Source organism: Prosthecobacter sp. Pr1, assembly GCF_057652315.1.
Map to the genome: position 1 here is coordinate 20137 of NZ_JBYFBS010000029.1, position 13571 is coordinate 33707.

Annotated in this window: 9 protein-coding genes; 4 read left to right on the forward strand and 5 right to left on the reverse strand. The window is 61.7% G+C overall.

From position 1 onward, the window contains the following. Positions 1-97 precede the first annotated feature (97 nt). On the forward strand, positions 98-1219 hold the full coding sequence (locus tag AC24GY_RS27660; RefSeq protein ID WP_487689673.1) for an amidohydrolase family protein: 1122 nt from the start codon (positions 98-100) through the stop codon (positions 1217-1219). A gap of 307 nt (positions 1220-1526) precedes the next feature. Here AC24GY_RS27660 and AC24GY_RS27665 read toward each other — a convergent pair whose 3' ends face one another. Then, on the reverse strand, positions 1527-2819 hold the full coding sequence (locus AC24GY_RS27665) for an outer membrane protein assembly factor BamB family protein (protein ID WP_487689675.1): 1293 nt from the start codon (positions 2817-2819) through the stop codon (positions 1527-1529). Positions 2820-2891: 72 nt separating this feature from the next. Continuing rightward, on the reverse strand, positions 2892-4124 hold the full coding sequence (locus tag AC24GY_RS27670; protein ID WP_487689678.1) for a coiled-coil domain-containing protein: 1233 nt from the start codon (positions 4122-4124) through the stop codon (positions 2892-2894). A gap of 133 nt (positions 4125-4257) precedes the next feature. Between AC24GY_RS27670 and serA the strand changes: the two genes are divergently transcribed. Next, positions 4258-5865, forward strand: coding sequence for a phosphoglycerate dehydrogenase (gene serA, locus AC24GY_RS27675; protein ID WP_487689681.1), 1608 nt, complete (start codon positions 4258-4260; stop codon positions 5863-5865). A gap of 1249 nt (positions 5866-7114) precedes the next feature. Here serA and AC24GY_RS27680 read toward each other — a convergent pair. Then, positions 7115-8671, reverse strand: a complete 1557-nt coding sequence (locus tag AC24GY_RS27680) for a hypothetical protein (RefSeq protein ID WP_487689683.1) — start codon at positions 8669-8671, stop codon at positions 7115-7117. A 179-nt stretch (positions 8672-8850) separates the two neighbouring features. Then, complete coding sequence (locus tag AC24GY_RS27685) at positions 8851-9351, reverse strand: hypothetical protein (RefSeq protein WP_487689686.1); 501 nt, start codon at positions 9349-9351, stop codon at positions 8851-8853. Positions 9352-9669: 318 nt separating this feature from the next. On the opposite strand from AC24GY_RS27685, the gene AC24GY_RS27690 reads away from it, so the two are divergent. Together AC24GY_RS27690 and AC24GY_RS27695 are read left to right on the forward strand one after the other, a co-directional pair. After that, positions 9670-10149 carry an AbfB domain-containing protein gene (locus AC24GY_RS27690; RefSeq protein WP_487689688.1) on the forward strand — a complete coding sequence of 160 codons (480 nt, stop codon included), beginning with the start codon at positions 9670-9672 and terminating at the stop codon, positions 10147-10149. Positions 10150-10266: 117 nt separating this feature from the next. Beyond that, entirely contained in the window at positions 10267-11403 is a 1137-nt protein-coding gene (locus tag AC24GY_RS27695; RefSeq protein ID WP_487689690.1) for a transposase, read from the forward strand. A 141-nt stretch (positions 11404-11544) separates the two neighbouring features. Here the strand turns inward: AC24GY_RS27695 and AC24GY_RS27700 are convergent, their stop codons facing one another. Continuing rightward, complete coding sequence (locus AC24GY_RS27700) at positions 11545-13563, reverse strand: alpha/beta hydrolase family protein (protein WP_487689693.1); 2019 nt, start codon at positions 13561-13563, stop codon at positions 11545-11547. Positions 13564-13571: the final 8 nt, after the last annotated feature.

A 13571-nucleotide genomic window follows, 5' to 3' on the forward strand; every position in this document is an offset into this window, starting at 1 on the left:
GGAGAGAAATCCGGCCCTATTGCCGGGGTGACTCGGCGGCCTCCGGTTCAATTGGCACCCATTTCCGCAGCGCAGCGCCCGCGATCCCTCTGACCCCATGAAAATCACCCTCGTTCTCCCCATTTTGCTCAGTCTGGCAGTCGCCGCGCTGCTCGCCCGCGATCTGCAAAAAAAGCCCGTCAGCCCCACTCCCGCCCAGCCCCCCGCTGCGGTGCCCGTGGAGCCTGAACCCGTGCGATACACCATGGCAGACTGCCACCTGCATCTCGTCGATTTCCTCCAGCGCACCGATGGCGCCGCCGCCGCGCTCCGGGCCATGACCAAGTCTGGCGTCACCGATGCCGTCGTCAGCGGCATGCCCCTCGTCAAGCAGTGGTCCGAATCCGAGCCCCAGCAGCCCCAATACTACCTGGAGGACGACGCCCGCTGCTACTGGTACTCCGCCACCGACATGCTCGTCGCCCGCGAGATCCAGGCCCTCCCCGAAGCCGACCGCAAGCACTTCCACCCCATCATCTGCGGCTTCAACGGCGCCGACCGCAACGCCGTGGACCACGTCCGCCGCATGATCGAATGGAACCCCGGCTTCTGGCAGGGCATCGGCGAAGTCATGACCCGCCATGACGACCTCTCCGCCCTCACCTACGGCGAAACTCCCCGGGCCAACAACGCCTCCCTCCACCGCATCTACGACCTCGCCGCAGAGCTGGACCTCCCCGTCTTCGTCCACTCCAATGCCTCCTCCGTCTGGAAGCGCGACCCCATCTACCTGCACGAGTTTGAGGAAGCCGTCACGACGCACCCCAAAACCAAATTCGTCTGGTGCCACGCCGGCATCAGCCGCCGCGTGGACGTCCCCACCCTCATGCAGGAAATCGACCGCATGCTGGCCACCTACTCAAACCTCAGCATCGACATCTCCTGGGTCCTCTATGACACCTACCTCGTCAAAGACGGCAAACCCGTCGCCGAGTGGCTCGCCCTCTTCGAAAAATATCCCGCACGCTTCATCATCGGCTCCGACAAAGTCGGCCGCTTCCACGACTACGCCCCCGTCATGCAGCGCTACTACCTCCTGCTCGACGCCATGAAACCCGAAACCGCCAAACGCATCGCCCACGACAACATGCTCGCCATCCTGCCCATACAGGGCGCGGTGTTGAAGCCCGAGGCGTCACCTGCTGAAGCACGGCAGTCTGCGCCCGTCCTGACGCGATAATCCAAGGACGTCCGATACGGGTGGCATATTTTGAGCAGCGCACCGCGAGCGCGAAGCGTCTTGGAGTGCGTGCGGCAAGCCTGGGCGCGACGCCGCTTTTTGCAGGCCGGACGGCGCGCTAAGTCCAAAGAGAATTCATCACCCCACGAAAGCGGTGCCGCCGATGCAGGCTTGCACCTTGCATCTGTGCCACCGCATTGATTCGCTTTGCTCACCCTTCGGGCAGCCTGCGGCTGTCTATCTCCGCTTCGCTACGGTTCCAGGACGCTGGCGCGCCACTCTAAGCCCTAACGCCACCGCACCCCACTCAAGGCACCGGCTGCCCCTTGGCCCCGATGCTGTAAAGCGAGTTCGCCGTGCGCACGTAGATCCGCTTGTCACCGATCGCAGGCACGGAATTCACCGGGCCGTCCAGCTTGCTCGCCGCGATCTTCTCAAACTTCGGCCCCGCCTTGATCACAATCAGATCACCCTGCTGGCTGGCGCAGAAAATCTTGCCGTCGCCCGCCACCGGGCTGCTGAAGAACTTGGCGCTGCCCGCAGTGCCTTCGATGCGTTCCTCATAGATCACCTTGCCCGTCTTGAACTCCACGCAGCGCATGATGCCGCCGTCTCCCAGCAGGTACATGTGCTCGCCAATGACGAGAGGGGAGGGGACATACGGCAGGCCCTTCGGAATATCGAAAGGCACAGACACCGGCTTGCCGCTCTTGAGATCCAGCGCCGCGATCTCCTTCACACCGCCGCCGGTGCCGAAGGTGCAGAAGTAGAAATCATCGTTGATCACCCCGGAGCCCAGGCTGCGCTGCTTGTAGCCCGGATTGTGCTGCCAGTTGAGCTTGCCCGTCTTCAGCGCGATCCCCATCACCCCGCTGCCCGTGTCCGCGCAGATGAGTTCCTTCGCGCCGCCCTTCAGCTCATGCACCACGGGCGTGGAGAAAGTGTTCAGGCAGTTCGGGATGTCCAGCTTCCACGCCTGCTTGCCCGTCTTCGCGTCCAGCGCCACGATGCAGCTCTTCCATTTCTGCTGCTCAGGATCTTCGGTATACACCTTGCCGTCGCGCTGCCAGTCGAATTCGCTGCGCACAATCATGAGGCCGTCCACCACCACCGGAGAGATCCCCGTGCCATGCTCATGGATGTAATCCGCCACATGATCATTGCGCCACACCAGCTTGCCCGTGTGATCCAGCGCCAGCGCCTGGATGTTCGTGCCGCTGCTCCAGTTGATGTAGATGCGCTCCGCATCCACGTAGGCGGAGCTGCTGGCATAAGTGTTGTAGGTCTTGTGAATCGGATGCGGCACAAACTCCTCCTCATGCTTCCACAGCTCCTTGCCGTCCTTCGCGGAAATCGCGATCACCGCGCGCTTCGTCGCACCGGTTTCAGCCGTCACGATCACCATGTCCTGCCACAGCACCGGCGAAGACCACCCTTTGCCCACCGGCACTTTCCACACCGTCGTGCTGTCATCCACCACCGCCGGCAGGCCGGTCGTGTTGGCAACTCCGGCGCCGTTCGGGCCGCGAAAACGTGACCAGTCCGCAGCCGAGAGCGCAGTGACAGAAAAGAGGGTGATGAATGCGAGAGTGAATTTCATGCGAGCGGATAGAACGTGGCTGGTTGGAAAAAAATTGCCCAAAGAGTCTCCACAAAATGGGGGAAGTGCGAATTAAACAGACGTCCCCGTCGCAGCAGGCGGCGGGACTTCCGGAGCGTGGGCATCTGCCACAGGGGCCTCTGCCATCAAGATGCCAGTTTCAGGAACTGGGGTCATCGGTATGCCAGCTTCAGGAACTTCTGCCACGGGAGCCTCAACTGCGGGCACCTCTGCCACCGGCGCATCCACCTCCTGCGCCTCATCCTTGGCCCCCTCGCTGCTCGCAGTCTCCACCTTCGGAACCTCATTCACCCCTGCTGGCGGCTCCACCACCGGCGCTACAGTCTCCACCACCGCCACAGCCTTGGACTTGGCCTCCACCAGCGCATTCTTCACCGCCTCCAGCGCCTCGCTCAGTCGATATTCCAGCTCCGCGATCTTGTACCCATCTTCACGCGCACGCTTGCGCGATTCAGCCTCCAGCAGCGCGAGCTTCTCCTCCTGCTCGCGCAGCTTTTTGTCGCTGGCATTCGCCGACGCATTCGGACTTGGGGCGGTCGAAAGGCCCACGGCATTCATGAATTCCTTCTGCACCATCTCCACCCGCGCCTCCGCCGCCTTCAGGGCGCGTTGCAGGTTGGTGATCTTCCCCTCGGCCACCTGGGTGGCCTCGCGGGCCTTGGTCAGCTCCGCCTCGGCGCCACCAGCGGCAGAGTAGGCCGCCTGCTCATCACGGACTTTTTTCAATTCCACCAGGCTCGCCTGCATCTCCGCCTTGTGCTTGATCACCAAATCCTGTGCCTCAATCATCCGTTTTTCAAAGTCAGCCGCTCGCGCATTCGTCGCCGCGATGGCCTGTTCCTGCGCCTTCATCCGGCCCTGCTCGGCCGCCAGCGCCGTTTCAAGATCCTTGATGCGGCTCTGCGTGGGCACCAGCTGCGCCGCCACCTCGCGCGTCGCCGCCAGATCCGCCTCCAGGCGCGTGATCTGCTGGGAGGCATCGTTCGCACGGCGCTCCGCCACCTCCCGGTGCGTGCTAAAACGCTGCTGCAGATCCGCAAAGCTCGCCGCAGCCGCAGCGCTGTTTTGGGCATATTCCGCAGCCTCGGCGGCCGCTTTGGCCTGCGCCGCCTGCAGCGCCGCCCCAGATTCCGTGCGCAGTTGCTCCAGCGCCGCGCCCGATTCCCGCTGCAACCGCTTGAGTTTCCCCCCCATCACCAGCCACGTGATCAGCATCGGCAGCAGGACGGCCACCGCAGCAGCGGCCATTTCCTCCAAAGAGAGAGGGCCGATCAAAGCGAGCATAGCTTTTTCTAACGTAGTTCCTGCAAACATAGCACTATATGAACGCTCCCCCTCTATTCTGTCCAGCACGCATTGCTCCTTGAGCGGCGGATAAAGGCAGCTAGTTTGCGCGCCCTTTCCCCCCAACCCCAACATGTCCAAGTTCAACATCCTCATCGCCGGCAACAACGACCCCATTTCGAGCAAAGGCATCGACCTGCTCAAAGCGGAGCCGTCCTTCTCTGTTGAGGTGAACATGAATCTCAAAGCCGAGGACGCCATGATCGAGGCCTCCCGCAACGCCCACGCCATCATCGTCCGCAGCGGTGCCAAAGTCACCGCCAAGGTCCTCGAAGCCGCCCCCCACCTCAAGGTCATCGGCCGCGCCGGCGTCGGCGTGGACAACATCGACGTGCCCGTCGCCTCGAAGCGCGGCGTCGTCGTTATGAACACCCCCGGCGGCAACACCATTTCCACCGCAGAGCAGGCCTTCACCCTCATGATGGCCCTCTCCCGCAAGACCCCCCAGGCCCACGCCACCATCGTCAGCGGCAAATGGGACCGCGCCAAGTTCAAGGGCACCGAAGTGTTTGAAAAAACCCTCGTCGTCCTCGGCATGGGCCGCATCGGCGCCGAGTTCGCCAAGCGCGCCAAAGCCTTCGGCATGAGCGTCGTCGCCTACGACCCCTACCTCTCCAAAAACCGCGCCGAAAGCCTCGGAGTCACCCTCTGCGAGGACCTCGACGCCGCCATCGTGCAGGCTGATTACATCACCATGCACATGCCGCTCACGCCTGAGACGAAGCACATGATCAATGCCAAGCGTCTCGCCACCCTGAAGAAGACCTGCCGCATCATCAACTGCGCTCGCGGCGGTCTCATCGACGACGCCGCACTCGCCCAAGCCCTCACCGACGGCACCATCGCCGGCGCCGCCCTCGACGTCTTCGAAGTCGAGCCCCCACCGGCCGATTACCCCCTCCTCAGCGCCCCAAACACCGTTTTCACCCCCCATCTCGGTGCCTCCACCGAAGAAGCCCAGGAAAACGTCGGCATCGAAATCGCCGAAGTCATCAAGGCCCACCTCCTTCAGGGCACCGTCGTCAACGCGGTGAACATGCCGAACGTCGATCCCAAGGTGCTCGCCGAAATCGGCCCCTTCCTCAAGTTCGGTGAGCTCCTCGGCCGCCTCGTCTCCCAGTTTGCCCCCGCCCGCGCCAACGTCGTCCGCATCAATTACAGCGGTAAAGTTGGCGGTGGCGACACCACCCTCATCTCCCGCGCCGTCCTCAAAGGCTTCCTTGAGCGCGCCGTCGGTGCCGAACAGGTGAACTACATCAACGCCAATGGCGTCGCCGACAACCTCGGCCTTCGCTTCACCGAAAGCCGCCTGCCTGAAGCCAGCGAATTCACCGACCTCATCGAAGTCATCGCCAAAAACGACACCGAGACCGCCAGCATCGCCGGCACCTTCTTCGGTAATGAGCCCCGCATCGTGAAGGTGAACACCCACCGCATCGAAGCCCGCCCTGAAGGCACGCTCCTCTTCATCGAGAACATCGACCGCCCCGGCATGATCGCCGCCTACAGCACCACCCTCGGCAAAAACAACGTCAACATCGCCGACATGAGCCTCAGCCGCGACAAGGAGTCCGGCAAAGCCCTCACCCTCCTCACCCTCGATTCCACCCCCAGCGCCGAAGTCATCGCCGAACTGGAAAAAATCCAGGGCATCAGCAAGGTCCACTGCGTCGCCGTGTAAGCGCCCCCCGGATCGTCCTCGTCCTCCTACTCGAACTCGTCCTCGATGCTGCGACACCGCATCGAGGACTGATGGGAGCATGAGCACATTCACAGAGCAGCGCCTCCCATATGGACTGCGGTCGCGCAGCGAGGAACGAGCGCAGCTACCGCTTTCGACGTGCTGATCTGCTCACGCATACCACGGGTTGTTCAAAGGCGGGAGCCTGTGAACTTCCGTCAGCCCGTCACCCCACGCGCACCACGAGACGCTCGAAAGCGGCAGCTCCACCTTTTCAGGGTCACGCAGCCGCATTGATTGATTCGCTGTCGCTCACCCCTGCGGGGCAGCCTGCGGCTGTCTACCTGCGCTTCGCTCCGGTTCCAAATGCGCTACGCGCACCTCCCATATGGACTGCGGTCGCGCAGCGAGGAACGAGCGCAGCTACCGCTTTCGACGTGCTGATCATCTCACGCATACCACGGTTTATTCGAAGGCGGGAGCCGGTGACCTTCCGCCAGCCCGTCACCCCACGCGCACTACGAGACCTTCGAAAGCGGCAGCTCCACCCTTTCAGGGTTGTGCAGCAGCATTGATTGATTCGCTTCGCTCACCCTTCGGGCTCCTTTCAGTCGTCTGTTTCCTTCGGCTATCTTCGCTGCGCTACGGTTCACTTCGTTCGGCTCGCTGCCGCTCACCCCTTCGGGGCAGCCTGCGGCTGTCTATTTGCCTTACGGCGGTCTTCGACCCGCTTCGCTCCGGTTCCAAAAACGCTGCGCATCTCCGCGCCCCAAGCCGAAAAAGTTACTATCCGTTCCACAATCTAGCCGCCTTGAGTTCAGGCGCTTCGTAGCACACAGGGCGAAGAATAGCTCCTCGATGCAGCCACGCCGCATCAAGGAACGATGGGGGTAGGGGAGGCAATGAGATATAGCATTTCCCAGAACTGATTTCCGGATAGAGCTGCTGAACAAACAAAAGCACCCTTCTTGGTCGATGGCAGATCCAGTCGATGGCGGAGCCATCCAAGCCTGTAGCGAGGGGTTGAGCGGAGCGACACCCCTCGTTCACCGGGACAGGTTACCTCTCGCTCAAGGCATCGCGTAGCGATGCCAGCCCTTGCGTCGCCCAGGCACCGCCAACGCCTCAGCCCTCCGAAGGAGAGGGATCGTCCCGATCCTTCACGCCCACGCAACATCCAGCGCCTGCGAGCAACCCTCAAACACGCCCCACCGGGGCAAAGAGCTCCGTCTCTTCATGCGTGCAGCTTTCAATCAATCACGTAGCTGTACAAGTCCCCGTTCTCCAGATGAAATCTCAGGCGAATGGCAGCTCCCGCAGGCAGGCCCCCCGTCTGCTTCCATCGGACCTGCAGCTTCACCCCATCCTGCTTCTCGATCACGCTGGACTCCTTGTCATAACCTTCCACCACATTCCCTGCGGCATCCAGCACCTCAACCATGAGCCTGCCGCCTTTGACATCCGCATTCACAAAGAGCGTCTTTCCTGCAGGGACAAACTCATGCGTTTCCACCGTCCCTTCCTTCTCTTTCGCCTGCAGCGAAGCCAGCCCATCCAGCCGCCATGCAGCCCGCGCGATCGACTGCGATTTCTCCGGTGCCAGTCCACCATGAGGCGTGGTCACAGCCGTGTAGTACATCCACATCTCATCGCCGACGATGACCGGCGAGTTGCACAGCCCAAAGATGCTCCCCGCGTCATACGCATGCGGTCCCAGCGCAATCACCGGGCTGCGGTCAGAGCACCGGTGCCAGTGGCGGCCATCACGGCTGTGCACCAGCTGCACATCAATGATGCCCGTGGCCGATCGCTTGTGCCCGTTCACCTCGTCATTGCCAAACAAAGCCGAGGGCGGCTCCACCCGGCGGAACGGCGTGGCGAATCCCAGCCACTGCCCTCCATAGGCAAACGCCGACAGATTGTAGAACTCGGAATAGGTGCCGCCCTTGAGCTTCCGCGCGGCCTTGTTGTCGATCTCATCCGCCACCATGACGGGCTGCGGCTCCGACCAGTGCTGCATGTCCTTGCTCACCGACAAAAACACCTGCCGTATCCCGACCACCCGCGGATCGCCCTGGCGTTTGTGAAAGGCCAGATACTCACCCGTCACCGGATCCTGCGAAAGGGTGATGGTGTCACAACCGAGCAAGATGGGCTCGGGGTCAAGGGTCCAGCGCAGGCCGTCCGGCGAATGCGCCGCATAATAAAGGCGATGCGTCTTGTCCCGGTACCAGTCCACCAGTTCAAACTTGTCTTTGAGCCTCTGCAGCTTGACCGCATCCTCCCCTTTGCTGGCATTGCCGACCGCCTTGTACCGCTTCTGCGGGTCGGTCTCAAACTTGTCTTCAATGATGCTGGGGCTGTGCAGATTCAGATTCGTGACATTCGTCGCGCCTGCGATCTTGAGAATCGGCCGCTCCCAGTGAATGCCGTCCTTGGAAGTCGCAAAGAGCACACTGCCCGGATCTGCGTACCACATCCTGAACCCGCCCGTGGCCTCGTCGCGCAGCACCGTGCCATAGATGTTCACGCGCTTGTCCACAATGCCGCCCTCCTCAATCACCTCCCAGGGCATCTCAGCTTCCAGCACCGGCCGCTCCAGTTTCTTTGCCGGGTGCACCACCCGCGTGAGCCCTCGCTTGGCCAGGATCATGCCATCATCCACAAACAGCTGCTTCTCACCCTTCTTCAGCGCAGGCGCAGCCGGGCGTTCCAGCGGAGCCTTTTGCGCCAGCAGCAGCGCCGGGAAAACGATAACGAAGCCAAGACACGGCAGCAAGCTTTTGGCCTGTGAGAGCCGCCGCATGGAGATGGATGAGTTTCGCGAGCTTGGTTGCTTCATCCCCCTATACACGTCGCACTCAGACATAGATTGCAGCTAAAAGCAGATGACCATGCCTCATTCCTTCCGCCATCGGTGGTGGCAGCACGCTCATCCTCTCCCAGATGCCGGTTTTCGCTCTCGCAGCCGCCGCGCCTCTGCCTTCACTTCTTCCCCGCCTGACCCTGCTCCACCTGCGGCACCCCGGACTGCCCCGGCAGAACCTGCGGTCCCGAAAGCTTCGGCGGCGTCGGCAGCACCGTGCCGTCCGGCGCGCGATCCAGCACAAAACCGCTGAAGTCCGCAGGCAGCGGCAGCAGTCGGCCATCCGCCGCCAGCACCTTGCCCTCCGGCACCACCGCGGCGCTCACTTTCGTCATCCGGCCATCACGAATCAAATACGCCTGCCCACCAATGGCAAACAGCCCCTCCCGCACCGTCGGGCTGATATCCTCCACGAAGTCGGTCGGCAAAACCACCAGCCGCCCCTCCGGCGTCAGCACCTGCCCCTCAGGCACCAGGATCGCATCCACCAAAGCCGCCCGCCCATTGCGAATCAGGTACGTATGACCTTGATAAAACACAACGCCATCAGGCACCACGTTGATCCCCAGCACCGTCGGCTTGACCTCCTTCGCCGGAGGGCTGCCCGTCTGAGCAGACACAGAACAACAACAAGCCAGCGTTGCAGCAAAAAGAAAGAAGGGGATGGATTTCATAGTGAGCAGATTCTAACAAGCGCCGCCGACATTCGCCATGGGGTGTCCACCCCAAATCGAGAGACACCGAGCCGGCAAATCCAGGACGCGCGCTACACGCCCCGTTCACCAGCAGATCAGTCACCAAGCGTGCATGGCCTTGGGTTCGTGGCTTCGGAGCTTGTTCACCGATCCACGGATGTTCCCATGTGCCCTCCTGGCAAACACCCTAGTTCCAATGATTTGTTCATTGTCGCGTGGTGAATCCACGTTAAGCATAAAACCATGACGTCGATTAAATGGCTGGTGCTTCTTTGTCTCTTCGCTCTCACTCCGGTGTTCCCGGCGGGGGCCGCGGAACCTTTGACCATGGAGATCCATCTGGTGCAGGAACCGTCCAAGGCGCTTTCTGCTGATCGGGGGCGCGCATTGCATGTGTCCGAATACCGGGCCAGCAAATTCAGGGTGGTTCCGGGCTTGTCGCAAAGGAATACGAACAGCGTTTCATTGGAGCTGGTCGGGGCCAAAAACTTCTTCCTCAGGCATCAGGAAGGCATAATCAAAGCTCACGAGAGGCCGAAAAAGATCAATCTGCTCTTTGAGGGCGATGCCAGTTGGAAGATCGTCAAACTGGCTGAAAACCGGATACGCATTGAGTCCGTGAATTACCCGGGAGATTTCATCACCGTCCGCGAAGACGGCAATGTGGTGAAGTCCAGAAACCCGCCCCTGGAAAAGTCCACCTTTGTGATGATGCCCAGATAGGCGGCCAAACGCGGCAAACTTTCTTCATCCATGTCCAGCATGAAAACTAAATGACAACAATTAAATGCCAGGCATTTAGTTGTTGCACCCATTGCCATTATTCGCACATTCGGCCCCATGAAATCCGCCCAATCCCCTGATTCCCAGACGCTCCCCCTCGAAGAGCAGCTCATCGGCGTGAATGCGAAAACCGGCCTCTATCCCGGCGCGCGTTCGTGGTCTGGCGGGCGGTTTCGTGTGCTCGGCAAAGGGCCGATCGAGTCCTACTGCTACCACGTCATGTCACGCACCTGCGGCGGGGAGGTGTTCTTTGACGACGTCGAAAAAGAAGCGCTGCGCCGCGTGATCTGGCGCATGGCCGAATTCTCCGGCATCAAGGTGGTCACCTACTGCCTCATGAGCAATCATTTCCACCTGCTCGCCGAAGTGCCGCATCGCGACACCTGGCTGCAGCGCTTCGAGGGCCCCGAGGGCGAAGCAAAGCTCTTCGATCACCTGCGCACCCTCTACAGCCGCGCCTACCTCGGCCTGCTGCGCGATGAACTCGCCGACTTCCGCGCACGCGGCATGGCCGTTCTCGCCGAGCAGCGCTTGGACGCACTCAAGAAGCGCTTCTGCGATCTCTCCCTCTTCGTCAAAGAAGTCAAAGAACGCTTCAGCCGCTGGTTCAACAAACGTCGCGGCCGCCGTGGCACCCTGTGGATGGACCGCTTCAAAAGCGTGCTCGTCGAAGGCAAAGGCGACCCCCTGCGCACCATGGCCGCCTACATCGATCTCAATCCCGTGCGCGCCGGCCTCGTCAAAGATCCCAAGGACTACCGCTGGTGCGGCTACGCCGAAGCCCTCGGCGGCAGCCGCAGAGCCCAGCGCGGCCTGTGCAAAGCATTGGGCAAACCCGTGGACGGCTGGAAGACCGCCGGCGCCGCAGCAGCCTACCGCTGCCTCCTGCACGCCGAAGGCCGTGAAATCAAAGACGCGCAGAATGAGAAGGTGGTATCTCGTGGTGTCACCGCCGAGTCCGCGCGCACTGTGCTGGCGGAAAAAGGCAGGCTCAGCCCATCCGAACTCGTGCACCTGCGCGTGCGCTACTTCACCGATGGCGTCGCGCTCGGGAGCAAAGAGTTCATAGAAGGCGTCTTCGAGGCGCAGCGCGACCTCTTCGGTCCAAAGCGCAAAAAAGGCGCCCGCCGCATGCCCGAGTCAGATGCGCCGTTCTACACACTACGGCAGCTCCGCCTTCGCCCCATGAGTTGATGCGCAGGCAGCAAATCCGGCGCGTACTCCGCAAACCGGGCGCGCAGGCCTCTCGCCCGCCTGACAGCCCGTCCTGAGCCACCACATACTAAAACCCCATACCACGCCCCACCATCCGGCGCGGCGTGGTCCACGCCCCCGCTACTTCAGCAGCCACTCCACCAGCCCTGCCTCAGGATCTTTCCCCTCACCACGCACCCAGCGCAGGTAAGGCCCCTGCACTTGGATCATCCCCGGCAGGTCCAGATACTTCGCACCACCCGGCAGGAACATCGGATCACGATAATCCAGCACCTTCCCAAAGCGGAAGCCATGCGTGTCATACGCCGCACGGTCAATGGCTTCGCCCGCCACCGCACGCGCCGCGAGCGCGATAGGCCCCGTCTGCTCACCCAGCGCCGCGATGCACACCGACTTCGGACTTGGGTGCGATCCCACCTTCGTGTTGCGCAGGAAACTCGTCAGCGTCAGCACATCATGCGCACGCTGCGCAAACAGCGCGCTGTTGTAACCATACGTGTACCCCGCAAACTCACGCGGATTCGCCACCAGCCGGTTCTGCTTCGCCAGTTCGCTGCCTTGAAACAGCAGATCCACCCCCAGCACCGCCACGCCACCCTTCACCAGTTCCTTCACCTGCGCGTTCGCGATGCCGGACTTGCCCGCGTCATCCAGCCAGATCACCACCCGCCCGTTCCACTCCTTCGGGTACAGCCACGCCACGTTCAGCTCCTCATTGTAAGTCTTGTTCGTCAGCGTCCCCGTCATTTCCAGGTGGTCACCCCGGTCCTGCTTGTCCTTCAGCGTCCACTCCACCTCGCCCGCCTTGTCATACGTCCGGCCGATCACCACTTCGATGCCTTCGCGCAGCACCTTCGGGTCCGCCTCGCTCAGCAGCTTCTCCGCATCCGCAGTCATATGCTTCAGCAGCTTCCGCTCAAACTCCACATCACCCGCCTTCGGGGCAGGGTGCTTCTCATCCCAAACCGTCAGCTGTTCCTTCGTCAGCGGTTCATAGTCCCTCTCGATCACCGGCGCTTCCAGCCCCAGGTTGAAATGCTTGTTCACAAACGTGTAAAACGCAGAGCGCGTCACCGCATTGTAGTTGTGTGGAAAATGCTCCCCGCGCAGCAGGAACACATTGTCCTTCTTGCCAAAGGTCGTGTACAGCTTCTGCAGATCAGGGAAGCCCTTCGTCGCCATCTCCTTCGTCCAGTCGTTCGCCGTGTTCATCCCCTGCGGCTTCGGCGCAAACAGTCCCGCAAATTCCACATTGCCGGTGTTGATGCGCAGCAGCGACGTGTTCTCGCACGTGCAGCCCCCCTGCATCGCCGTGCTCACCATCACACACGGAAAGGAGAGCTTGATCCGGTCATCGATCGCCGCCAGCAGCATCGTCTGCGTACCACCACCGCTCGCACCCGTGATCGCCGTACGCTCCGGGTCCACCTCTGGCAACGACAGCAAAAAGTCCAGCCCACGCACCGCGTTCCAAGTTTGCAGACCCATGATCGATTGCAGGTGCGCCTCCGCCTGTGGGCTGTACAGCCCCCAGTTTTCCGCCGTGTTCATCTCCGGCCGCTGCTTCGCAAACGTGTGCACCATCTCGCGCGGGATCTGCACCGAGTCCGAATCACTCAGCATGTCCCACTGCCACACCACGCAGCCCATGCGCGCCAGTTGCACGCAGAGCGATTGAAAAATGCTCTTCCCACCCCGCTCAAAACGTTCGCCCCCCGCCGCGATCTCCGCCCGCACCTTCGCATCCGTCTCAATCGAAAGCCGCGCATCCTTCCAGTGTCCGTGCGCAAACATCACCCCCGGAACCTTGCCCTTGATCACCTTCGGCTTCCACAGGCTCCCCGTCACAAAAAATCCCGGCGCACTCTCAAAGTACACCTTCTCCACCGTGAAGCCATCCCCCTCCACCTTGCCATGCACCACCGCATTCAGCGGCGTCTTCGTCGGCATCGGCCACAGCCCCTCTGCCACCAATATCTGCCTCCTCACATAATCCCTCCGCGCATCCCACTCACTCAGCGAAGACGGCGGATTGAAAGGAAAATACCCGTTCAAATCCTTCGGCACCTGCAGCCGGCTGTCCTCAGCACGGACAATGGACGAGGCGAGAACGGCAAGGAGGAGCAGCTTGAATTTCATGGTTGGGA

Bases quoted from the DNA above. Each gene is read 5' to 3' on its own strand.
- AC24GY_RS27660 (WP_487689673.1), top strand. From the start codon at position 98: ATGAAAATCACCCTCGTTCTCCCCATTTTGCTCAGTCTGGCAGTCGCC.
- AC24GY_RS27665 (WP_487689675.1), bottom strand. From the start codon at position 2,819: ATGAAATTCACTCTCGCATTCATCACCCTCTTTTCTGTCACTGCGCTC.
- AC24GY_RS27670 (WP_487689678.1), bottom strand. From the start codon at position 4,124: ATGCTCGCTTTGATCGGCCCTCTCTCTTTGGAGGAAATGGCCGCTGCT.
- serA (WP_487689681.1), top strand. From the start codon at position 4,258: ATGTCCAAGTTCAACATCCTCATCGCCGGCAACAACGACCCCATTTCG.
- AC24GY_RS27680 (WP_487689683.1), bottom strand. From the start codon at position 8,671: ATGCGGCGGCTCTCACAGGCCAAAAGCTTGCTGCCGTGTCTTGGCTTC.
- AC24GY_RS27690 (WP_487689688.1), top strand. From the start codon at position 9,670: ATGACGTCGATTAAATGGCTGGTGCTTCTTTGTCTCTTCGCTCTCACT.
- AC24GY_RS27695 (WP_487689690.1), top strand. From the start codon at position 10,267: ATGAAATCCGCCCAATCCCCTGATTCCCAGACGCTCCCCCTCGAAGAG.
- AC24GY_RS27700 (WP_487689693.1), bottom strand. From the start codon at position 13,563: ATGAAATTCAAGCTGCTCCTCCTTGCCGTTCTCGCCTCGTCCATTGTC.